At 71.3% G+C, this 22,485-nt stretch carries 20 protein-coding genes; 6 read left to right on the top strand and 14 right to left on the bottom strand.

Going from position 1 to position 22,485, the window contains the following annotated elements; all coding sequences use genetic code 11:
* The first annotated feature begins 334 nt into the window (after window positions 1-334).
* Window positions 335-1,606, top strand: coding sequence for an MFS transporter (locus tag K8625_RS09130; protein ID WP_223782444.1), 1,272 nt, complete (start codon window positions 335-337; stop codon window positions 1,604-1,606).
* A 71-nt stretch (window positions 1,607-1,677) separates the two neighbouring features.
* Here the strand turns inward: K8625_RS09130 and K8625_RS09125 are convergent, their stop codons facing one another.
* Both K8625_RS09125 and traC read right to left on the bottom strand, forming a co-directional pair.
* Window positions 1,678-3,144, bottom strand: a complete 1,467-nt coding sequence (locus K8625_RS09125; protein WP_223749340.1) for a M57 family metalloprotease — start codon at window positions 3,142-3,144, stop codon at window positions 1,678-1,680.
* Between the two features lie 312 nt (window positions 3,145-3,456).
* Window positions 3,457-5,268 (bottom strand): outer membrane exchange accessory lipoprotein TraC, encoded by a 1,812-nt coding sequence (gene traC / locus K8625_RS09120; protein WP_223782443.1) that lies wholly within the window; start codon window positions 5,266-5,268, stop codon window positions 3,457-3,459.
* Window positions 5,269-5,529: 261 nt separating this feature from the next.
* On the opposite strand from traC, the gene K8625_RS09115 reads away from it, so the two are divergent.
* The 3 genes from K8625_RS09115 to K8625_RS09105 all read left to right on the top strand — a co-directional run bounded on the left by K8625_RS09115 (window position 5,530) and on the right by K8625_RS09105 (window position 7,209).
* The gene (locus tag K8625_RS09115) at window positions 5,530-5,766 is read left to right on the top strand and encodes a hypothetical protein (protein WP_046710939.1); all 237 of its coding nucleotides are present in this window, start codon (window positions 5,530-5,532) and stop codon (window positions 5,764-5,766) included.
* 156 nt (window positions 5,767-5,922) lie between these two features.
* Window positions 5,923-6,342 (top strand): response regulator, encoded by a 420-nt coding sequence (locus tag K8625_RS09110; protein ID WP_223782442.1) that lies wholly within the window; start codon window positions 5,923-5,925, stop codon window positions 6,340-6,342.
* A gap of 78 nt (window positions 6,343-6,420) precedes the next feature.
* Entirely contained in the window at window positions 6,421-7,209 is a 789-nt protein-coding gene (locus tag K8625_RS09105) for an FRG domain-containing protein (protein WP_141332834.1), read from the top strand.
* Window positions 7,210-7,218: 9 nt separating this feature from the next.
* Here K8625_RS09105 and K8625_RS09100 read toward each other — a convergent pair whose 3' ends face one another.
* From K8625_RS09100 to K8625_RS09090, 3 genes are all read right to left on the bottom strand, one after another.
* A complete protein-coding gene (locus tag K8625_RS09100) occupies window positions 7,219-7,434 on the bottom strand; it encodes a hypothetical protein (RefSeq protein WP_223749336.1) in 216 nt (71 codons plus the stop codon).
* Window positions 7,435-7,601: 167 nt separating this feature from the next.
* On the bottom strand, window positions 7,602-8,738 hold the full coding sequence (locus K8625_RS09095; protein WP_223749335.1) for a HAMP domain-containing sensor histidine kinase: 1,137 nt from the start codon (window positions 8,736-8,738) through the stop codon (window positions 7,602-7,604).
* Window positions 8,735-11,866 carry a PAS domain-containing protein gene (locus tag K8625_RS09090; protein ID WP_223782441.1) on the bottom strand — a complete coding sequence of 1,044 codons (3,132 nt, stop codon included), beginning with the start codon at window positions 11,864-11,866 and terminating at the stop codon, window positions 8,735-8,737. The genes K8625_RS09095 and K8625_RS09090 overlap by 4 nt, the downstream gene beginning before the upstream one ends.
* Window positions 11,867-12,178: 312 nt before the next feature.
* Here K8625_RS09090 and K8625_RS09085 point away from each other — a divergent pair, with 312 nt between their 5' ends.
* The gene (locus K8625_RS09085; RefSeq protein ID WP_223782440.1) at window positions 12,179-12,436 is read left to right on the top strand and encodes a hypothetical protein; all 258 of its coding nucleotides are present in this window, start codon (window positions 12,179-12,181) and stop codon (window positions 12,434-12,436) included.
* 49 nt (window positions 12,437-12,485) lie between these two features.
* On the opposite strand, the gene K8625_RS09080 is transcribed toward K8625_RS09085, so the two are convergent.
* Window positions 12,486-12,719 (bottom strand): hypothetical protein, encoded by a 234-nt coding sequence (locus K8625_RS09080; protein ID WP_223749332.1) that lies wholly within the window; start codon window positions 12,717-12,719, stop codon window positions 12,486-12,488.
* A 54-nt stretch (window positions 12,720-12,773) separates the two neighbouring features.
* A complete protein-coding gene (locus tag K8625_RS09075) occupies window positions 12,774-13,574 on the bottom strand; it encodes an AraC family transcriptional regulator (protein WP_223782439.1) in 801 nt (266 codons plus the stop codon).
* A 135-nt stretch (window positions 13,575-13,709) separates the two neighbouring features.
* On the opposite strand from K8625_RS09075, the gene K8625_RS09070 reads away from it, so the two are divergent.
* Window positions 13,710-15,947, top strand: coding sequence for a M9 family metallopeptidase (locus K8625_RS09070; protein ID WP_223782438.1), 2,238 nt, complete (start codon window positions 13,710-13,712; stop codon window positions 15,945-15,947).
* Between the two features lie 47 nt (window positions 15,948-15,994).
* On the opposite strand, the gene K8625_RS09065 is transcribed toward K8625_RS09070, so the two are convergent.
* From K8625_RS09065 to K8625_RS09035, 7 genes are all read right to left on the bottom strand, one after another.
* Window positions 15,995-17,569 (bottom strand): aldehyde dehydrogenase (NADP(+)), encoded by a 1,575-nt coding sequence (locus K8625_RS09065; protein WP_223782437.1) that lies wholly within the window; start codon window positions 17,567-17,569, stop codon window positions 15,995-15,997.
* An 80-nt stretch (window positions 17,570-17,649) separates the two neighbouring features.
* On the bottom strand, window positions 17,650-18,540 hold the full coding sequence (locus K8625_RS09060; RefSeq protein ID WP_223782436.1) for a dihydrodipicolinate synthase family protein: 891 nt from the start codon (window positions 18,538-18,540) through the stop codon (window positions 17,650-17,652).
* Window positions 18,537-19,817 carry an FAD/NAD(P)-binding oxidoreductase gene (locus K8625_RS09055; protein WP_223782435.1) on the bottom strand — a complete coding sequence of 427 codons (1,281 nt, stop codon included), beginning with the start codon at window positions 19,815-19,817 and terminating at the stop codon, window positions 18,537-18,539. The genes K8625_RS09060 and K8625_RS09055 overlap by 4 nt, the downstream gene beginning before the upstream one ends.
* Before the next feature lie 110 nt (window positions 19,818-19,927).
* The gene (locus tag K8625_RS09050; RefSeq protein WP_223749326.1) at window positions 19,928-20,197 is read right to left on the bottom strand and encodes a (2Fe-2S)-binding protein; all 270 of its coding nucleotides are present in this window, start codon (window positions 20,195-20,197) and stop codon (window positions 19,928-19,930) included.
* Window positions 20,190-20,339, bottom strand: coding sequence for a hypothetical protein (locus K8625_RS09045; protein WP_223749325.1), 150 nt, complete (start codon window positions 20,337-20,339; stop codon window positions 20,190-20,192). Before K8625_RS09045 ends, K8625_RS09050 begins: the two co-directional genes overlap by 8 nt.
* Window positions 20,332-21,468 carry an FAD-binding oxidoreductase gene (locus tag K8625_RS09040; RefSeq protein WP_223782434.1) on the bottom strand — a complete coding sequence of 379 codons (1,137 nt, stop codon included), beginning with the start codon at window positions 21,466-21,468 and terminating at the stop codon, window positions 20,332-20,334. The genes K8625_RS09045 and K8625_RS09040 overlap by 8 nt, the downstream gene beginning before the upstream one ends.
* Complete coding sequence (locus K8625_RS09035; protein ID WP_223782433.1) at window positions 21,465-22,400, bottom strand: 4-hydroxyproline epimerase; 936 nt, start codon at window positions 22,398-22,400, stop codon at window positions 21,465-21,467. The genes K8625_RS09040 and K8625_RS09035 overlap by 4 nt, the downstream gene beginning before the upstream one ends.
* Window positions 22,401-22,485: the final 85 nt, after the last annotated feature.

The raw sequence follows: 22,485 nt of genomic DNA, 5'->3' as shown, positions 1-22,485 counted from the left end.
GCCAGCGCCCCGGCAAGCGGCCCGCGCCACCTCACTCAAGGCGAGCAACCCTCGCCAGCGCCCCAACGAGGCCCGCGCACCACACCCACTCGGGAGCCCAGCACACCCCGTGGACTCGGTTCGCCCCTGCCTCCGTCAGGGCCTCATCGAGAGGTCGTCCCCGAAGCCTCTAGCCCAGCGCGAAGCCCCCTACTCCCACCGCCCTCCCGCCCATGCCCGACCTCCCCCATCCGCCCCACCTGAACTCCTCGGAGCACCAAGCAGCACCACGTTCCACGGGCTCCCGCGGCCGCTCGTGCAAGGGCGTTCGCGCTGACACATGCTGCGTGCGCACATGAGTTCGCGATGGACGACGAGCGCGCTGGGCAGGGCCGTGCATGAGATGGCCGGCGGCCTGCCGCGCACCTACTGGGTGCTGTGGGTGGGCACCCTGGTCAATCGACTGGGCAGCTTCGTGGTGCCCTTCCTCGCGCTGTACCTCACGCGCGAGCGGGGCTTCAGCGTGGAGCAGGCGGGCCTCACCGTGTCGCTCTACGGCGTGGGCGCGGTCATCGCGAGCCCCCTGGGCGGCATGCTCGCGGACCGCGTGGGCCGGCGCCTGACGCTGGCGGGCGGCCTGTGGCTCGGCTCGGTGGGCATGCTCCTGCTCGGCTTCGCGCGCGAGCCCTCCTCCATCGCGCTCGCCGCCTTCTGCCTGGGCATCCTCGGAGAGCTCTACCGTCCCGCCGTGTCCGCCGCGGTCGCGGACGTCGTCACGCCCGAGGACCGGCAGCGCGCCTTCGGCCTGCTCTACTGGGTCATCAACGTGGGCTTCGCCGTGGCGCTGCCGCTCGCGGGGCTGATGGTCCGCTTCGGCTACGTGACGCTGTTCGTGGCCGACGCCATCACCACGTTCACCTACGGGTGCTGCATCTGGTTGCTCCTGCCGGAGACGCGCCCCGCCCGCACCGCGTCGGAGGACGCCCAGGCCCCCGGCGCCCTGCGCTCGCTCCTGACGCCCTTCCTGGACCCGACCTTCGTCGCCTTCGCGCTGCCCATCCTCGGCGTGGCCATCATCTTCCATCAGAGCCAGGTGTCGCTCCCGCTCGACCTGAGCGCGCGCGGCCTGAGCGAGGCGCAGTTCGGCGCGGTGCTGTCCGTCAACGGCCTGCTCATCGTCGCGCTCCAGCCCTTGTCCCACCGGGCGCTCAAGCACCTGCGCCGCGCGCACTCGCTCGCGCTGGCGGCGGCCCTCACCGGCCTGGGCTTCGGCCTGCACGCGCTGACGGGCAACGTCGCGCTCGCGGCGCTCGCGGTGGCCATCTGGACGCTCGGCGAGATGGCCCAGGCCCCCGTCGCGCCCTCCGTCGTCGCGGACCTGGCGCCCACGCGGCTGCGCGGCAGCTACCAGGGCGCGTACCACATGCTCTGGGGCCTGGCCTCCAGCGCCGCGCCCGCGCTCGGAGGGCGGGTGCTGGGGCGCGCGGGCACGTCCGCGCTGTGGCTCGGGTGTCTGGTGCTGGGGCTCGTCTGCGCCGTGTGGCAGCTCGTCATCGCCCCGGCCCGCCGGCGCCGCCTGGATGCCCGGCGCGCGGTGGGCGCGCAGCTGAGCCCGCTCATCGACTGAAAAGACCACGGGCGGCCTCCCCGACTCGGGAAGACCGCCCGTGCTTCACTCCCGGGTGTCGGGAGCGTGGACTACGGCTTGGTGTAGCTGATGGCCAGGTTGTACGTGCCCGCCGTGTAGCCGCGGACCTGGACGTACGCGCTCGTCTGGCCGGCGGGCACCGTCAGCTCGCACGTCTCGGCGGCGCCCGTCTGGTACGGGCGGCAGTTGTACGCCGTGGTGGTGGGCGCGGAGCCGAAGCGGACGTAGAGGTCCGGGTCACCCGAGCCCGTCATCACGACCTTGAACGTGCTGCCCGCGACCACGGTGTACGCGGGGAAGTCGGTGACGCTGCCCGAGGCCACCGAGCCCGACTTCGTGTCCGTCGCGGGCGTGCCACCCGCGTCCGGACGGGTGTAGTTGATGGTCAGCGTGAAGGTGGCGGCCGTGTAGCCACGCACCATGACGTACGCCGTCGTCACGCCCGCGGGCACCGTCAGGTTGCAGGACTCCGACGCGCCGCTGAGGTACGGGCGGCAGTTGTACGTCGTCGTGGTGGGGGCCGCGCCGAAGCGCACGTACAGGTCCGGGTCACCCGTGCCCGTCATCGTCACGTTGAAGGCCGTGCCGGGCACCACGTTGATGGCCGGGAAGGCGTTGTTGGTGCTCGCCGCCACGGAGCCCGTGAGCGTCGTCGTCGTCGGGGTGCCCGTGCCAGGACCCGGCGGCTCCGGGTCCGTGCCGCCCGGCGCGCCGTAGAGCGCCACGGCGCCCTGCGCGTCAAGCGCGGTGATGACCAGGTCCCCGTTCTGGGTGCCGTTGCACTGCGGATAGTGCATGACGGACGCGGAGTCGTACGCCGTCAGCTGACGCCAGTTGTTGTCCTCGAAGCACGTGCCGGCCTGGGGACGGGTGTGCTCGTGGCGGAAGCCCAGCGTGTGGCCCAGCTCGTGGCGCAGGATGCCCTCGAGCGTCCACGGCGGGATGCTGCCGAAGGCCGACGTGTCGATGAGCACGTTGCGGTTGGCGCGCGTGTCGTTCGGGAAGAACGCGCGGGCCAGGTACTGGTTGCCCGAGTTCACGATGCGCACGTCGAAGACGACGTTGCCGTTGCTCGCGGTGCAGTTGCCGTCCTGCGCCACCACGTGCACGAAGTCCACGTTGGCCACGGCCTCCCAGGCCTCGGCCGCGCTCTTCATGGCCGCCACCGCGGTGTTGTACCGGGTGCCGAACGACGAGGAGCTCACGCAGTAGGTGATGTTCTTCTTCTGCGTCGCGTTCCAGGCCGCGTCCACGCCGCCCGCGGTGTGGACGATGAGCTGCCCGTTGCGCACGTTGTTCTCATAGAACTCGCGCAGGTGCTTCTCGCTGGCGAACGGCGTGTCACCATCCGCGATGAAGATGCCGGTGTCGGGCTCCTGGTACACGCCCGCGAGGAACTCCTCCCACGACATTCCCTGGCTGACCTCCTCGGAGGGGGGAGGGGTGGTGTTTTCGCCGCCGCAACCGGCCAGCAGCGCCAGGCCCGCGAGGGCACCGACAATCTTGGACTGGGACATGAACATCCTTCTTCGCAGAGGAATGAGGCTCCCGGACTCCCACAGCCCGGGGACCCCTGCCCTGAGCAGGTGTCATGCCATCCAGGTAACTAGCGGATTTCCCTTAGCTTCCCACTAAAACACCCGGTATCCACGGAGCGCCTGGACTCCACGCCTCGGGGACCACGGCGTAAAGACTCATGACACTTTGAAGTCCGTGTCCTTTGATTCCAAATGGTTACAACCCCGTAACCAAAGTGTCCTGGGACAGGACACCTGAGTCGAAAGGTGTCGCGGGTCCGTACGGACTCTGGTTACAGGGGCAGCGGCGACTTACAGGCCCAGCAGCGTCTCGGGGCGGTTGAGGCCGCGCGCGCGGGCCAGGGGCTGGAGGACATCCGCGGGGGGCGCGTCCGCGGTGAGCAGCAGCGCGCGCACGGCGGTCTCCACCACGTCCTCGGCGCCCGGGCGCACCATGCCCCGGCGCGCGTCCTCCACGCGCTTGCCCCGGTACGCATCGAAGCGCTCCTTCACCCGGCGGGCCAGGTCCGACACGGCCTTGTCGCCCACCTCCACGCGCAGCTCCAGCTCGTTGCGCAGCTGCACCGGGTCCGCCAGCACGCCGTACCGGTCGTAGCCCTTGTGCGCCAGGTCCTCGTGCATCACGGAGAAGTCATCCGTGTGCGGCGCGGGCACCTGGGACTTGAGCAGGTCCCGCATCACCGCGGTGACGGAGGCCGTCACGGTGAGCCGGTGGAGCTGCACGTCGTAGACGAAGTCCGAGTACATCGGCTCCTCCACCGTGACGGGCTCGCGGAACGTGGTGTCGCGGTGGCGCTGCACCTCGATGCGCTGCGTCTCCGACTTCTCCAGCGCGGCCTCCAGGCTGGCCTCCTTGACCTTCACCGCCGCCAGCAGCAGCGCCAGCGCCTGCTCCTCCTTCGCGCAGGAGCTGGAGGCGCAGCGGGCGGGGCTGCACTCCCCGGGCAGCGTGCCGGGCTTCTCCGCCTCGCGCGCGGCCTCGCCGCACTCCTTCAGCGCCTCCAGGCACTCGCGGCGCTCGCGCTCGCGGCAGCGCTCCGTCCCCGCGCGCAGCAGGTTGAGCTCCGTCTGCAGGCGCAGGTACTCGCGCAGGGCCTGGGCCTGCTTGCGGTCCACCTCCTCCTGGGTGCGCTCGGCCTGCAGCAGCTTCGTCTCGAAGCCGGCGCGGCGGGGATTGGGCACGGACGTCTTGCCCGCGAGGTAGCGGTGCGAGCGCTGCGAGTCCTCCACCGCCTTGAGCGGCAGCACGCGCTCCAGCGACAGGTCCAGCTTCACGCCCTCGCGCCCCTCGGGGGCCTCGGTCACCACGCGCAGGGGCAGGTGCGTGGGCAGCATGGCCGCCAGCCGCCCCGCCGCCAGCCGCTGCGCCACGTCGGGCGCGCCCGCGCGGTCCTCCACCGGCGTCGCCACGACCAGGAAGGCCACCTCGTCGCGCAGCTTCTGGCGCACCGCCTCCGCCCGCTCGCGCGCCGCGGTGGCGCCCACGCGCTCCTGGTCCGCGCGCACGTAGGCGACGAGCGCGTTGCCCAGCTTGCCCGCCTTCTCCAGCCCGTCCCCGGTGTTGAACCAGCGCTTCGCCCACGCCACCTGCACCGCGTCCAGGGCCTTCTTGGCGCCCGCGTGGTCCGGGGCCACCGCCAGCACCGCGTCCAGCTCCGCGCGCGCCTCCTGGAGCTTGTCCGCCTTGAGCGCGGTGAGCGCCACGGCCACCCGCTCGTCCAGCGTCACGTTGAGCAGCTCCCTGGCCGCCACGTTCTCCGCGTCCAGCTCCAGGGCGCGCACCAGCCGCTTCATGGCGCCGTCCAGGTCGCCCGCGTCATGGACGCTCCGGGCCTCCTCCAGCACCACCTGGCTCCAGGCGCGGCGCACCTCGCGCAGCTTCACCGTCACCTCGGAGGCCTCCGGGTCCGCGGCGAGCGCGCGCAGGTAGGCCGCCTCCGCCTCCGCCCACTTCTGCTGCTGGCTGGCGGTGTCGCCCTCCTTCACGGCGCGGGAGAAGGCCGAGCAGGCCGTCAGGGCCAGCAGCGCGGCCAGGGCGAAGGCGCCGAGCGCGCCGCGGGACGACGAGGGAGCCGGACGAGGGGGACGGAGGGGGGCGGACACGCCCGCATCTTCCGGGAAAGGCGCCACCGGGTGAAGTGTTCGGATGAAGCCAGCCCTCCCCGCCCGTGCCCGTCAGGCCCCTCCCACACGCCTGGCACCTCGCCCCTCGAACGGACGACCCCGCGGGTTGGCAACCCTTGCTGCTGGCCCTTATCAGGTGCACCTCGTGGTGCCCGCGCTCCGGACTCGCAGATGGGAATGACGCGTCGCACCAGCCGGTAAACGGTTCATCGCACCCACGAGGGGGGCAAGAGAGTCATCATGTCCTGTCCACAGCCACGTCCCACCGAGTTCCGCCTGCCCATGCGCGCGGAGTCCTTCTCCATCGAGGAGCACCGCAACGTGCACTGCCGCTTCTATGGCGGCTGCATCGACGTGGCGGTGCGCCAGGATTGGGACAGCTTCACCTGCTCCAGGTGCCCCCTGTTCCAGCAGGACACCGCGCCCGGCGCGGACCAGTACGCCTTCAACCAGCCCGCGGAGAACGGCAGGCCCTAGGCCGCCCGTCCGGACTCCGCTGGACCGGCCCTCCCTCCAGGTGCGGGAGGAGGGCCGGGGGCCTCCGGGGTTCTTGTCCTTCGCAAGGCGGTGGGAGCGCCGGACCCACGCGCCGCTCGTTGGATGTCTCCTTCCGGCCGCTGTGAGCCCGAGCGCATGACCTACCGTCCCGTCGTCGTCCTGGCCGAGGATGATGGCCTCCTTCGAGAGGCGGTGGCCGAGGCCATGGAGATGGAGGGCTACCGCGTCGTGCCGTGCGACAGCGGCTTCTCGGCCCTCAAGGCCTTCTTCGCCGAGCCCCGCGTGGACGTGCTGGTGCTCGACTGGCTCCTGCCCGACATCGAGGGCCGGGACCTCATCCGGCTCCTGCACGCGCAGCGTGAGCTGTCGGACCTGCCGGTGGTGCTCACCACGGGGCTGGAGCTGGAGCTGCCCAGCTTCGAGGGCGCGGTGTGCCTGTTGCGCAAGCCCTTCGATTCGACCGAGCTGTCGCGCATCCTCCACCGGCTCACCCACCCGACGCGTTCCACGACGCCGGCCCGGTCCTTCGCGCCCACCGACTCGCGCGTCGTCTGACGCGCGGCTTCCCAAGCAGCCCCTCGCGCCGCATCTTGAAGGCCGTGTGTCCCCTGTCGTGGGGACACGGGCCTTCGCATGCAAGAGCACCGGGTCAGCTCATGGCTGGAGCTCCAGGAGGCGCTGTTCGCGGACTCCTGGAACGAGGCGCTGGGCCGCCACCGCGCCAGCTACGTGTTCCGCGGCATGCCCCACGCCGAGCACGACCTGTCCACCGCGCTCAACCGCCGGGGCCTGTTCGTCCGCAAGGAGAAGGACCTGCTGCGCGCCTTCCGCAAGTACGCGCGCGGCACGCCCCGTGAGCCCCTGGACTCCGTCTGGGATTGGCTCGCCCTGGCGCAGCACCACGGCCTGCCCACGCGCATGCTGGACTGGACGTTCAGCCCCTACGTCGCGCTGCACTTCCTCACCGAGGACTCGGACCTGGCGCACGAGGACGGCGTGGTGTGGTGCGTGGACTACCGGGAGACGAACCGGCTGCTGCCCCGCCCGCTCAAGACGCTGCTCAAGCGCGAGGGCGCGGACGTGTTCTCCGGGGAGATGCTGGCGGAGGTGGCGCCGTCCATCTCTGATTTGGACCGGCTGGCGCGCCACCCGTTCGTGCTCTTCTTCGAGCCGCCGTCGTTGGACGCGCGCATCGTCAACCAGTTCGCGCTCTTCTCGGTGATGAACGGGCCGGACGCGCGCCTGGACAGCTTCCTGGAGCGGCGCAAGCAGGGCGTGCGCCGGCTCATCATCCCCGCGGACCTCAAGTGGGAGGTGCGCGACAAGCTGGACCAGGCGAACCTCACCGAGCGGGTGCTCTTCCCCGGCCTGGACGGGCTGAGCCGCTGGCTGCGTCGCTACTACAGCCCGCGGCCCAGGTAGGCCGCCGCCTCAGGCGTGCGCGTGCACGTGGGGGCCGGGGTGGTGGTGCTCATCGTCCTGGTCGTTCATCGTCACGTCACCGACGATGCCGCGCGCCCGCTGGTTTTCAGTCACCTCGCGGATGTCCTTCTCCCACTTGTTGCCGGCCGCGCCGAAGAGGATGACGGCGAAGATGATGAGGCCGAAGAGGAGCGTTCCAATGAGCGCCGCGCCGAGAATGGTCATCGCTGGACCTCGAGGTTGGGGGCCGCCACCCGAAGAGCGCCGGCCAGGTTGAACGCACCCAAGAAGGGTGTGTCCTCCTTCTTCCCGCCGCGACCCGTGCCGCGCGCCCGCCCGGCCCGCCCCTCGAGTCAGCGGGCGGGCGGCCAGGGGGTTGCCGGGGTGTCCCTTCACTCCTCGGTGACGAACTGCCGCGGCAGGCTCAGCCAGAAGGCCGTCCCCTCCTGGGCGGAGGACGACACGCCCAAGAGGCCCCCGTGGGCCCGGACGATTTCGTGGGTGATGTAGAGCCCCAGGCCCAGGCCGTTGCGCTGCGCGCTGCGCTTGTCCTGCGCGCGACCGAAGGGGTCGAAGATGGAGCCCAGGCGCTCGGCCGGGATGGGCAGGCCCCAGTTGTGGACCTCCACCCGCACGCCGCCCTCCGCGTCCGCCACCGTCACGCGCACCACGGTGTCCTCCGGGGAGTACTGCACGGCGTTGCCCACCAGGTTCGACGCCGCCTGCGCGATGCGGTCCCCGTCCCAGTCCCCCCAGCCGTTGCCCGTGAGCGACAGCTCGAACTGGCGGCGCGGGTGCGCCACCTCCAGCTCCTCCACCACCTGCCGCAGCACCTCGTGCAGGTTCATCCGCGCCCGCTCCAGCACGTACCCCGCGCCCAGCCGCGTGCGCGTGAAGTCGAGCAAGTCATTGATCATCCGCGCCATGCGGTCCGCGGAGATGGAGATGCGGTTGATGGCCTTGCGCTGCGGCTCGCTCAAGCCCCCGTGACGCAGCAGCAGTGACGCGTTGCCGGCGATGGCCTGCAGGGGGTTTCGCAAGTCATGGCCGAGGATGCCCAGGAACTGCTCGCGGAACGTGGCCGTGCGCCGCGCGGCCTCCTCGCGCTTGAGCCCCTCCTCCACCCGCTTGCGCTCGATGGCGTACCTGAGCGCGCGCACCAGCAGCGGCCCCGACACCTGGCCCTTCACCAGGTAGTCCTGCGCGCCCTCGTGCACCGCGCGCACCGCCAGGCGCTCGTCGTCCGTGCCGGTGAGCACCACCAGCGGCACCGACGGCGCGGCCTGGAGCAGCGGCGGGATGTTGCCCAGCCCGTGCCCGTCCGGCAGCGACAGGTCCAGGAGCACCGCGTCCACCGGCGGCCCCTCGCTCACCACGCGCACCGCGTCCGCCAGGCGCTCGACGTGGAGCACCTCGAAGCGCGTGGCGGTGACCTCGCGCAGCTCCTCCTGGAGCAGGAGCGCGTCGCCCGGGTTGTCCTCCACCAGCAACAGCCGCAGCGGGCGCTCCTCGGTGCCGATGTCACTCATGACGACACCTCGGAAGACGCGGGCACCGACGGCGCCAGCGGCAGGGTGAACCAGAACGTGCTGCCCTCGCCCACCTTGGACTCCACGCCGATGCGACCTCCCAGACGCTCCACGATTTTCTTGCAGATGGCCAGCCCGATGCCCGTCCCGGCGAACGACTCCTTGCCGTGCAGGCGCTGGAAGATGACGAAGATGCGCTCGAAGTCCTGCGCGTCGATGCCGATGCCCCAGTCCCTCACCGTGAAGCGCGCCTCCGCGCCCTTCACCTCGGCGGCCACCTCCACCCTGGGCGGCGCGGCCCCGTGGAACTTGAGCGCGTTGCCGATGAGGTTCTGGAACAGCTGCACCAGCTGCGTCTCGTCCGCGAGCACCATCGGCAGCGGGCCTGTCTCGAGCTGGGCGCCCGACTCCTGCAGCGCCACCTGGAGGTTGGCCCGCGCCCGCTCCACCGCGCGCCCCGCGTCCACCGCGCGCGGCTCGCGGCCCTGCGTGCCCACGCGCGAGTACGTCAGCAGGTCCTGGATGAGCCGCTGCATGCGCGTGACGCCGTCCACCGCGTAGTGGATGAAGGTGTCCGCCTCCGCGTCCAGCTTGCCCTGGTAGCGCCGCGCGAGCAGCTGCGTGTAGCCGGCCACCATGCGCAGCGGCTCCTGCAGGTCGTGCGAGGCCACGTAGGCGAACTGCTGGAGCTCCTCGTTGGAGCGGGCCAGCTCCTTGGCGCGCAGCCGCAGCGAGTCCTCCGCGCGCCTGCGCTCCAGCCCCTGCGCGAGCGCGTCCGCCACCGCCGCCAGCGCCGCCACCTTGTCCTCGCCCAGCACCGTCCTGCTGTAGAGCCCCATCACGCCCACCAGCTGCCCGCGCACCAGCAAGGGGATGCCCGCGAACGAGCGCAGCCCCGTCTCGCGAATCCACGTCGGGTCCAGCACCCGGGCGTCGTGCTCCATCTTGTCCACCCAGACCTGCTCGCGCGTGCGGGCCACCTCCGCCACCAGGCTGCCGCCGTGCACCGCCACGCGCGCCCACTTCTCGCGCGGCGGCGCGAACACGCCCGCGTTGCCCACCAGCTCCAACATGGCGGAGCTGCGCGAGTACAGCCACAGCCGGGCCACCTGCGCGTCCAGGTGGCGCACCAGCGCCTCCGCGCAGCCCTGGAGGATGTCGGAGACGGAGCCCTCCTTCGCCAGGGCGCCGCTCATCTCCGCGCGCAGCGCCTCCAGCCTGCGGGCCACCTGCTCACGGTCCAACCGGCGCAGGCCCTCCTCCACGCGGCGCTGGGCCGTCATGTCCGTGTTGGTGCCAATCCACTCGCGCAGCTTGCCGTCCGAGTGCAGCACCGGCACCGCGCGCGCCAGCGTGGGCGAGTACGTCCCGTCCGGGCGGCGCAGCCGGTATTCGACCTCGTACGGCTTCACGTCCGTCACCGCCGCCGTCCAGGCGCGGCTGGCCGCCTCCCGGTCCTCGGGGTGGACGGCGTCCAGCCAGCCGGTGCCCTTCCATTCGTCGTACGACTGGCCGGTGTACTCGCGCCAGGAGGGGCTGTCCTCCTCGATGAACCCATCCGGCCGCGTCACCCACACGGCCTGCGCGGTGGCGGTGACCAGGGAGCGGAAGCGCTCCTCGGCCCGGCGCGCGTCGCGGAACAGGCGCGCGTTGTCCAGCGCCACCGCGGCCTGGGACGCCACGCCCTCCACCAGCCGCGCGTGCTCCTCGCCAAAGCGCCCCGGCTCCGCGTGCCCGAAGAACAGCCCGCCGAGAATCTCCCCGGAGCGGCTCTTCACGGACACCGCCAGGTAGCTCCTCACCGGCAGGTGCCCCTGGGGCATGCCGTGGTACGGGGCGCTCCCGCCGTAGTCGGGCTGGCGCGTCACGTCGTCGTACAGCCGCGAGCCCTCGCCCCGGAAGGTGGGGCCGAAGATGGCGGTGTTGCGCGGCATGGGCAGGTGGGCGAAGGACTCCCGGGGCGCGCCCGACAGCGTGTAGAGCAGGTAGGACTCGCCGCGCTCGTCCACGCGGTTCTCGAAGAAGGCGCCGAAGCCCGCGCCGGTGAGGGCCACCGTCTCGTCGGTGATGCGCTGGACGAGCACGCCCGGGTCCAGCTCCGACGACAGCGTCTCGCCGATGCGCAGCAGCGTCTGGGCGGTGCGCCGCTCCTCCTGGCTGCGGCGCAGCGAGGCCTGGGCCTCGCGGTACAGGCGCGCGGTGTCCACCGACAGCGCGGCGCGCGAGGCGAGCTGCTCGCCCAAGGCCAGGTCCGCCCGTCCGAAGCGCCGGCTGGACTCGGCCGTCACCAGCGTGAGCGCGCCCAGGGTGCGGCCGCGCGCCTTCAGGGGGATGAGCATGGCCGAGCGCAGGCCCAGCGCCGTGAGGAAGCGCAGGTGCTCCCGGTCCCGCGCCGCCAGGGCCAGCACGTCGTCGGACACGGACTCCAGCAACACGGGCCTGCCCGTGCGGATGACGGCCAGCACGCCGTTCGGGTCGTCCTCGCGGGGCGGGTAGCGCACCCGCACCTCCTCGGCCAGCCGCACCCGGCTGGGGTCCACGTGCGCCACCGCCACCTGGCGCGTGCCGCCGTCCTCCTCCATCAGCTCCACCGCGCACCAGTCCGCCAGCTGAGGCACCGCCAGCTTCGCCAGCAGCGCCAGCGTGTCGTCCAGGTCGAGCGCGGACGAGGACAGGAGCGCCCCCGCCTCCGCCAGGAAGCGCATGGACTCCGAGGCGCGCTTGGGCTCCTCGATGTCCGTGGTGGTGCCGAACCACTGGAGGATGTCGCCCTTGGCATCGCGCAGGGGGCTGGCGCGGCCGAGCATCCACCGCCAGGCGCCATCATGGCGCCGGCAGCGGAACTCCACCTCGTAGGGCTCCCCCGTCGCGAGCGAGTGGGCCCAGCGCCTGCCGGCCTCCTGCGCGTCCTCCGGGTGGAAGATGCGCCACCAGCCGTCGCCCAGCGCCTGCTCGGGCGTCAGGCCGGTGTACTCGTACCAGCGGCGGTTGAAGTAGACGTGGTGCCCGTCGGGGCGGGTCATCCAGACGAGCTGGGGGAGGCTCTCCAGGACCTGGAGGGACAGCGCGCCCGGGGACAGGTCCACGGTGGGGACCGGCGCCTCCGGGGGGGAGTGGGGAGGGGACATGGAGCGCACGTGACCTTAACAGTCCGCACAGGGACCGCCCTTTCGGCACCCCTGGGTTTTCCACCATCCGACAATCGTCCCCAGGGACAAGGCCCCGGCGGCTCCCTCCCCGGGAGGGACGGCTGCGACCCGCTGGGAATCCCTCGCTCCATACCTGATACCAGACACGCGACCTGTCATTTCATTGCGCCCCAATGCCTGACATCTCCAGCACGGCACGCGCCTCCAGCGAGTCTGGGTTCAACCGGCCGGAGGGCCACGAACTCGAATGACAGACGCGGGATTGCCGGGAGGCAGTCCGGACAGGCCGCCGTGGAGACCGCCATCGTCGTGCCGATGAGGGTCTTCAGGGTGCTGGGCATCATCCAACTGGAGACGCTCGCCGGCAGGACACTGGAGGTGAGCGAGTACTCCTACTCCGGCGGCATCACCGCCGGGTGGTCCGCCTCCGTGCCCAGCCTCGGGCTGGTGCGGATGAGCGGAGAGAGTCCCTTCCAGCTCGTGGACTCCGGCGTGGGCGGAGACCCGTGGAAGAAGCGTGCGGTCCCCGCGCCCGCCGCCCGGAAGTGAGCGTCAGCGAGAGGACGGCCCCAGCACCAACCCCTGAACTGAAGATACGTCACCACCCGCGCGCGGGCGGACAGCAGCGTCGCGCGACCCAGAGCCCCCTCACGGTGCTCAAGGACAACAGCACCTGCGCGCCCGAGGCCACGGCCACCGCGAACCCCATCATCGCCCGACGTCCGCCGAGCAGCAGGGACTCCTGGACGAGCCACGCCGCGCAGGCCCCGAAGAACCCCAGGGCCACGACATGGAACAGGACGGTGGACACGGGCAGCGTGAAGGCTTTCATGACCAGCCCGGAGCGCATCACACCTGCCAGGCTTTGGGGAAGCCCCCAGGCCCCTCAGCGCTTGCGCCGGGACACGGCGGTGCCAGGGACGGACTCGACGAGCTGCCGGTACTCGCGGGGACTCAGGCCCGTCACCTGCTTGAACTGGCGTGACAGGGCGCTCTGGTCGCAGAAGCCCACGGACAGCGCGATGGCGGCGATGGGCTCGCGCACGTCCTCCACCAGTCGCTCCGCCGCGGCGTCGATGCGCGTCTTCATGATGAACTGCCCCGCGGAGAGCTGGAAGATGCGCCGCATCCGCCGCTCGAACTGCGCCGCGGACATGCCCGCGCGCCGCGCCAGCGAGTCGATGCGCAGCCGCTCCCCGTAGTTCGCCTGGATGAAGTCGATGGTCGCCGCGAAGCGCTCGTCCACCAGCCCCGCGCGCCCCGGCTCGTGGATGTCCTTTGACAGACACGCCAGCCCCATCACGTCGCCCGTGGCGTCGAACAGCGGCACCTTGCTCGTCAGACACCAGCCCGGCTCGCGGTTGTTGAACAGCGTCAGGTCCAGGTTGTCCACCAGCGGGCGCCCCGTGCGGAACACCTTCTCGTCCTGCCGCACGTACCGGTCCGCCATGTGCTGGGGGAACAGCTCGTGCGCCGTGCGCCCCACCGCCGCCGCCTTGCTCTTCAGCCCGCAGCGCTCCGCGCACGCCTCGCTGATGCACACGTACCGGCCCTGGATGTCCTTCACCGAGAAGACGATGTCCGGCACCCGGTCGAACAGCGCCTCCGCGAACAGCGGGTTCGTCACCCGCCCCATGAACTCCACCCGCCAGTGCTCCAACGCCTCTCGCCCTTTGGTCGTTTCCATTCATCCCCGCGTGGGAAAGACACAAGAACAGCGCACCGGCCCAGGAATACCTTGAACACCGCGTGAAACCCACGTCGGCGTCGTCCAGTCCTGTCGACACCGTGCGGCAAAGCCCCCACCCCGAGGAGCACGAGCATGCGCAGTCCAATCACGGATTGGTGTCGCTGTCACATCGTCCTCGCCCTCTGTATCGGAGTCTTCGCCCCTGGAGCGGACGCCCGCCCCGGGGCTCCCCCGCCGACCGGGTCCGCCCAGCGCCTTCACGGGCTGGAGCATGCCCATCAGCGCATCCTGCCCGAAGAGCGCTCGCCCGACGTCGCGCCGGAGCAACTCCGTCAGGAGCTCGCCCCACCGCCTCCCGCCCGGGCGTTGCTGGCCGCCTGTGACACGGCGGCCTTCGGCTCGGCCAGCGGCGCGGCGCTCGTCACCCTGGTGAAGGGCTCCACGGAGGCGTGCGTCAACACGCTGTTCGGTGTCACCGGCACGCTGGCGCGGCAGGTGTTCATCGAGAGCAAGATGGTCACCATCGCCAACGCGCTCACCACCAGCGCACAGGGCTACGTGGGGGACAACAGCGGGCAGACGCTCCAGCTCATCCTGTTCCTCCGGGCCGGGTACTACGTGCAGTTCTACAGCCCGGACGTGGTGGGGGCGTACGGCACGGCGCTCGGCAACGCCATCCGTCCGGCGCTGGCGGCCTTCGTCGCCAACAGCCACTTCCGGGACGTCAACGACGCGCACGGCGCGGTGCTGCGGGAGTTCGTCACGCTCATCGACAGCGCGGGGGAGAGCGCGCGGCACCTGGCGACGTTCAAGGGGCTCCTGGACCGCTTCAACACCACCGCCGAGACGTTCTGGTACATGCGCGCCGCCACCAACAACGTCTTCGTCGGCCTGTTCCGGGGACACTACGACGCGGCCTTCATCGCGGCCGTGCAGCAGGACAGCGCCATCATCGACGCGCTGGAGTCCTTCGGCCTGCGCACCGAGCACCTGCTGGGCACGGACAACCAGTACCTCACGGTCAACGCCGCGCGCGAGCTGGCGCGCTTCCTCCAGTACCCGGGCGCGCTCCAGGACAAGTCGCGTCCCAAGGTGCGGGCGCTCATCGCGAACCACCAGATGACGGGGCCCACGGCGGGCGTCTGGGTGGGCGCCGCGGAGATGGCGGACTACTACGACGGCGCGAACTGCGCGTACTACGGCATCTGTGACTTCCGTCGCACGCTGGAGCAGGCGGTGTTGCGCGTGACGTACAACTGCGGCGCGACGTTGCGCATGCGCGCGCAGGACATGACTTCTTCACAGTTCAGCCAGAGCTGCGCCAAGCTCGCCGCGCAGGAGACGTACTTCCACGACATGCTGAAGACGGGGCGCGTGCCGGTGGCCGGGGACAACAACACCGCGCTGGAGATGGTCATCTTCGACAGCAGCCTGGACTATCAGACATACGCGGGCGCGCTGTTCGGCATCGACACGAACAACGGTGGAATGTACCTGGAGGGAGACCCTTCCGCGTCGGGCAACCAGGCGCGGTTCATCGCCTACGAGGCGGAGTGGGTGCGGCCCACGTTCCAGATATGGAACCTGGAGCACGAGTACGTGCACTACCTGGATGGCCGCTTCGACATGAAGGGCGACTTCGGCGCCAGCGTGAGCCAGCCCACCATCTGGTGGATTGAGGGCCTGGCCGAGTACATCTCGAAGAAGAGCGACAACGCGAGCGCGGTGGCGGTGGGGGCCGGCAAGGCGTTCCAGCTCAGCCAGATTCTGCGCAACGACTACAACAGCGGCACGGAGCGCGTGTACACGTGGGGCTACCTCGCGGTGCGCTTCATGTTCGAGCGGCACGCGGACCAGGTGGGCACGTTCCTGGGACAGTTCCGGGCGGGGAGCTACGCCGCGTATCGCCAGTCACTCGACGCGCTGGGCACGGCGAACGACCCGGAGTTCCACGAGTGGTTGACGTGCGTGGCCACCGCGAGCGACCCGAGCACCTGTGTGAATCCGGGTCCGGGGCCAGGGACGGGGACACCGTGCACGGGCTCCGACTCCAGGATGCTGGGCAATGGCTGCTACCGCGGGCCGCTGTCCGCGACGAGCGGGTTGCAGTACTTCTACCTGTGGGTGCCCAATGGCGCGCGCAACCTGCGCTTCCAGATGAGCGGCGGCACGGGCAACGCGGACCTGTACGTGCGCGCCTCGACGTGGCCCAGCCTCACGACGTACGACCACCGGCCCTACCTGTCAGGCAATGACGAGACAGTGGACATCCCGTCACCGCCGACCGGCAGCTACATCTACCTGATGCTCAACGCCCGGACGCCGTACTCGGGCGTGAAGCTGGAGGCCCGCTTCGACACGGGGCCGTAAGACGAGGGACGACTCCCGGGTGGACGTGGCGCCACCTGGGAGTCGAGTCACTCCCGCTTCAGCACGCCATCCACCGTGCGCCACAGGCCCAGCGGGTTCGACTCGCGCAGTTCGACCGGCAACAGCGCGTCCGGCACGTCCTGGTAGCACACGGGCCGCACGAAGCGGCGGATGGCCCCGGTGCCCACCGCGGTGAAACGCCCATCCGAGCTGGCCGGGAAGGGCCCGCCGTGCACCATCGCCGGACAGACCTCCACGCCCGTGGGCACCCCGTTCACCAGCACGCGCCCCACGCGGTCCGTCAGCACGGGGAACAGCTCCGCCGCCACCGCCGTGTCCCCCGCGTCCATCAACACCGTCGCCGTGAGCTGTCCCTCCAGCCCGGACGCCACGCGCACCAGCTCCGCCGCGTCCTTCGCCGGCGTCAGCACCGCACAGCTGCCGAACACCTCCTCGGTCAGCGCGTGCTCCGCGAGCACCACCGTGGCCGGCGCCTCGAACAGCGCCGCGGCCCCGAGCGCCGCCCGAGACTCACCCCGCACACAGGTCCGGGTGTCCGTGCGCGCCGCGAGCCGGCCGACGCCCTCACGGAAGCGCTCGGCGATGTTCGGCGTCAGCATGGGCGCGGGCGACGCCGCCCCGAGCTTCTCCGCCAGCCGCGCGCGGAAGGCCTCGTACCCCGGACCCTCCACCGCCACGACCAGGCCGGGCGAGGTGCAGAACTGTCCCGCCCCCTGGAGAATCGACGCGGCCAGCGAGTCCGCCATCGCCTCGGGTCGCGCGGCTAGGGCCTCCGGCAACACGAAGATGGGATTGATGGAGCCCATCTCCGCGAAGACGGGAATGGGCAGGGGACGGGAGGCCGCCAGCGCCATCAACGCCTGTCCTCCCTGCCGCGAGCCCGTGAAGCCCACCGAGCGGATGGCCGGGTGACGCACGAGCGCCGCGCCCACCTCCGTGCCCGCGTCGAACAGGAGCGAGAACACACCTTCGTGCAGGCCACACGCGGACACGGCGGCGCGGATGGCCAGAGCCGCGCGCTCCGAGGTCGCCGGGTGCGCGGGGTGGGCCTTGGCCACGACGGGACAGCCCGCGGCCAGCGCGGACGCGGTGTCACCTCCGGCCACGGAGAACGCGAGCGGGAAGTTGCTCGCGCCGAACACCGCCACCGGTCCCACCGGGCGCAGCATCGAGCGCAGGTCCGCGCGCGGCAGGGGCTTCCTGTCGGGCAGCGCGTGGTCGATGCGCGCGTCCACCCAGCTGCCCTCCTCCAGCAGTCGCGCGAACTGGCGGAACTGTCCCGCCGCGCGGCCCAGCTCCCCCTGGATGCGCGCGGGAGGCAGGCCCGTCTCCTTCGGCGTCACCGCGAGGAAGTCCGCCTCCGCCGCGAGGAGCGCCTCGGCGATGTGCTCCAGGAACACCGCGCGCTGCCGCGAGGACAGGGCCGCGAGCGACGGCGCCGCCTCCGCCGCGAGCGAGCACGCCCGCTCCACCTCATGCGGCCGCGCGGCGTGGAAGCGCACCTCCAGCGCCACGCCCTCCGCCGGGTTCCATCCGGTGAACGTCGCGCCACCGGGCTCGCCGCGCCCGGCGCCAATCAACGACAATCCCATCCAGCTCATGCCACTACCTCACGTCGGGGAGGGACACGGCCGTGCCCCTCGAAGCTTCGACCTCGGCTACGTCACACCACGACTCGCCCCTACAGCGCGGGGCGGTTCGCCAACGCCTCGCGCAGCACGCGCAGGCACTCCTCACGCTCGGCGCCCACCAGCTCCATCCGGGGCCCGCGCACCCGCTCGTGGCCCCAGCCCATCTCCTGCTGCACCAGCTTGATGAGCTGGACGAACTTGGGGACGGTGTCCAGGCGCAACAGCGGCAGGAACCACCGGTACAGCGCGAACGCAGCGTCCTTCTTGCCGGCCAGGGACAGCTCGAGCAGGCGCACCGACTCGGCGGGGAAGGCATTCACCAGCCCGGCCACCCAGAAGCGCGCGCCCGCCTCCACGCCCTCGACGAGGCAGTCATCCACGCCCACGCCCAGGGTCAGCCGGTCACCCAGCAGGGCGCGGATGCCGGTGACTCGGCGGGCATCGGTGGAGGACTCCTTCACGGCGACCGCGTTGTCGTGCTCGGCGGCCAGCTCCGCCAGCTGCGCGGGCGTGAAGTCCGTCTTGTAGGCCACCGGGTTGTTGTAGAGCAGGCACGGCAGCTTCGTGGCGCGGAGGACCGTGGACATGTGCGCCTTCATCTCGCGCCAGTCGCTCGAATAGACATACGGCGGCAGCACCATGAGGCCGGCGCACCCGGCCTCCTCGGCGGCGCGGGCCAGCCGCACGGCCTCGGCGGTGGACAGTGCGGCGATGCCGGGGATGACGGGCGCCTTCACCGCGGACACGCACGTGCGCATCAGCGAGGCCTTCTCCTCGGAGGTCAGCGTCGCGCCCTCGCCCAGCGAGCCGCAGGGGATGATGCCCGTGCAGCCCTGGGAGATGAGCCACTGCACGTGCGAGCGCACCGCGCCGTGGTCGACGGACAGGTCCGCGTTGAAGGGGGTGGTGATGGCGGGGAGGACACCGGACCAGAGGCTCATGACTTGCTCGTGTGGGAAGGGGAAACGTCGGGAGGAGGAAGGCGCAGGCTGCCGATGCGCGCGGGGAGACAGGGCGGGCGCACGTCCTCGCCCGACCAACCAAAGAGCGTCTGCGCCGCGGGGCCGCAGGTGCGCCCCTGACACGCGCCCATGCCCAGCCGGGCGTACAGGCGCGCCTCGCGCAGATTCGTGCAGCCCTCCAGCGCGGACAGGGGCACGTCTTCGCAGCGGCACAGCAGGGTGTCGGGCCGGGCCAGTCGGCGCAGCTCCTCGCGGGGTGCGTCGTGCCGCGCGAGGTGGACGGAGAAGTCGCGCACGCCTCGCCAGGCACGGGTGAGAGACTCGGGGACGGGACGGTCCGCGGCGACGAGGCCCGCGAGCTCGCCGGTGACGAGCGCCTGGTCCACACCGCCGATGCCGAGCAGCTCGCCCACGGCGTGCACGCGAGGGACGCGGGTCTCCAGTCGGTCGTCCACGAGGACCGCGCCGTGGGAGACCTCGCAGCCCAGCAGCCGGGGCAGCTCCAGGTTGGGCACGAGGCCATAGGACGCGCCCAGGTAGTCGCAGCGCAGGTGCTCCTCGTGGCCTCGCACGGACAGGCGCACGGACTCCAGGCGGTCCGTGCCCTCGGCGGCGAGCACCCACGCGTCCGTGGACGTGGGGACGCTGATGAGCTTCGCGGTCATCACCGCGCCCTGGAGCAGCTTCGAGGGATGGCGCCAGAGCTGGAGCGCGAAGCGCCAGTGGTCCGCGGCGGGAGCCTGCTCGGCGATGGAGAGGACCTCACCGCCGTGGGACTGAATCGTCGCGGCGGCGGCGAGGAGCAGCGGCCCGGTGCCCGCGAGGACCACGCGCTTGCCGCGAATCGGCAGGCCGTCCTTCACGAGCACCTGGAGACCGCTGACACCGAGCACACCGGGGAGCGTCCAGCCGGGGAACGGGAGGAAGCGCTCACGTGCACCCGTGGCCAGGATGGCGCGGCCATGGTGCACGGTGAACGAAGAGGCGCCCTCCTCCACCAGGAGCACACCGGGCTCGGGCGAGGCGATGACCCGCGCGCCAGGACGGAAGCGAGCACCCGAGGCCGCGAAGCGCGTGAGCCACTTGCGCGCGAGCGGGTTCTTCCCCGTCCGTGCCTCACCGCGCCAGATCTGCCCACCGGGCTCGGGCTGCGCATCGAGGACCAGGACCTTCAATCCCGCCTCAGCCGCATGACAGGCGGCGGCGAGCCCACCGGGTCCCGCGCCGACGATGACGACGTCACACGTCTCACGCATCGGGGCCCTCCTGTTCGGACACACAGCGGGCCGTGACGCACAGGAGACGGCGAGCCTCGCACCCACTCGGCAACGAGGAGGAGACACGCGCAACTCCGGGCATGAATCCCTCACCCATCGGTCACCACCTCCAGGTCGTCACGACACGGCGTCAGGCACGTGAGGACCTCGGACACGCCGTCGACGGTGGCCCGACACTCGAAGCACACGCCCATGCCGCACAGCGGGCCCCTAGGACGTCCACCCAGGTCCGCGCGGCTGACGAACCGCTCCGTCATCGCGAGCGCCGCGGCCACGGAGGTGCCCGAGGGAACGGTGACGGCTTGCCCGTTGATACGCAGCGTGACGGAGGCAGGTGCCTTGCGCGACGGCTCACCCATGGGGCACCTCGCGACGACGCGGCCTCCAGGAGCCTTGCGACTCCTGCTCATGCATCAGCCCACCGGCGGCGTAGAGCGACGAAGCGCCCATCCATGGGCGGCGCACGTCCGTCGAGGCGCCCTGCGGCACCCACTCACGCATGCGCCACCTCGCGAGTCGCCCCACCCAGGAAGCGAGAGGGCGAGTACGCCGACACATCGATGGCGCTCTTACGCCCGAGCATCTGGTCCGCGACCAGCCGCGCGCTCCCCGTGGCGGTGGTGATGCCCAATCCCTCATGCCCACAAGCCAGCCACAGCCACGGCTTCTCCGGATGCGCTCCCAAGAGCGGCAGTCCATCCGGGCTCGCCGGACGCAGTCCCGTCCACACGCGCAGCGCCTGCAAGCCATCGAGTCCCGGGAGGAACATCGCCGCGCGCTTCAGCATGCGCTCCAGGATGACGGCTTCCACCTCACGGCTCGCCTCCCCGGGCTGCCGCGACGACCCGAGCAGCAACTGCCCGGTGACCCGGGGCTGCGCATTGAACGCGACCGACGCCCCATCCGTGCCATGCGCGCTCTTCAGGTACCCCAGCTCCACGAGCTGGTGATGCACCACGGGAGCACCGCGCCGCGTGATGAGCAGGTGTCCCTTGCGCGGGGAGATGGGCAGCTCCGGACAGAGCGAGGGACTCGCCACGCCCGCCGCGAGCACCACCCGCCCGGCCTTCAGTACCTCCCCGTTCGTCAGGAAGACGCCCTCGGGCCGCAGCTCCCGGACCGGACATCCCGTCATCACCTTCGCCCCACGCGCCTGCGCCCTCTGCGCGAAGGTCCGCGCGGCCACCGGCGGATACAACACGGCGTCATCCGGCACCCGCAGCGCACCGACGAGCCCGGGGGCCAACGCAGGCTCCGCCTCGTACAACGCGGCCGCATCCAACACCTCGGCCCGAACACCCGCGGCGCGATAATTGGCGACCTTCGCGGAGACAGCCGCCATCTCCTCGTCATCCGCCGCCAGCCACAAGGTGCCGCACGCGTCGTACTCCACGGTGCGCGGCAGTCCCTGCGCGAGCTGCCGCCAGAGCGACACGGAGTACGCGGTCAACGCGAGCTCCGCCGCGTTGTCATCCATCGCGACCAGGTGTCCCATCCCGCACGCGGTGGTCGCGGTGCCGATGGAGCGCGCCTCGACGAGCGCCACGGACATCCCCTCGGTGGACAGTGCCTCCGCGAGCGCCGCGCCGACGATGCCACCGCCGACGATGACGCAGTCGAAGGCGCTCATCCGATGCCCCACGCGAACGGGTCCTTCGGGTCCACCAGCAGCGTGGCCTCCGCGTTGACAGAAGCCGTGCCCGTAATCGTGGGCAGGACACGCTCGCCATCACGCACGTAGCGCGCCTGGAAGCGGCTGCCGATGATGCTCTCCTGCACCCACGTGTCGCCCTCGGCGAGCGCGCCCTCCGCGGCCAGACACGCCACCTTCGCGCTCGTCCCCGTGCCACACGGAGAACGGTCATACGCGAGCCCCGGGCACAGCACGAAGTTGCGCGCATCCACGCCCGGCGTCGGCGACGGCGCATACAGCTCCACGTGGTCGACCTCCGCGCCCCCCTCCCCCGTGATGCCCTGGTCCGCGAGCGCCTGCTTGATGGCGGACGTGTACGCGAGCAGCGCCGGCACCCGCGCCAGCTCCAGCGGCGGGTTCGTCGCGCGCGAGAGGAAGAACCAGTTGCCGCCCCACGCGATGTCGCCGTGCACCTCGCCATGCCCGGGCACGTCCACCTTCACGTCGTGCGCCCAGCGGTAGCTGGGCACGTTGGCGATGCTGACGCTCCCGTCCGGGTGCAGGGTGGCCTTCACCACGCCCACGGGCGTCTCCAGCGCGTGCACGCCGGGGCCGATGCGGCCCAGGTGCTCCAGCGTCTTCACCACGCCGATGGTCCCATGGCCACACATGCCCAGGTAGCCGACGTTGTTGAAGAAGATGATGCCCGCGACGCTCGAGGCGCTGACGGGCGGGCACAACAGCGCGCCCACCATGACGTCCGAGCCCCGGGGCTCACAGACGATGGCCTTGCGGAAGTCGTCGAAGCGCTCCCGGAACCGCTCGCGCAAGCTCGCCAGGTCGCCCGTGCCCAGCTCCGGGCCCCCCTCCGTCACCACCCGCGTGGGCTCACCCCCTGTATGACTGTCGATGACTCGAATGCGCCGCATGCGGACCAAGCCCTCCACCCGGACCTCCCGGATGCAACCCTAGGAGTCCTGGAGCGCGGTTTCTTGCGCGATTCGACCACACCCG

Origin of the sequence: Myxococcus sp. AS-1-15, assembly GCF_020037055.1 — a bacterium.
In the GTDB taxonomy this organism is placed as follows: domain Bacteria; phylum Myxococcota; class Myxococcia; order Myxococcales; family Myxococcaceae; genus Myxococcus; species Myxococcus fulvus.
Note: the sequence above shows the minus strand (reverse complement) of the source record. Positions and strands in the feature narration are given on the sequence as shown.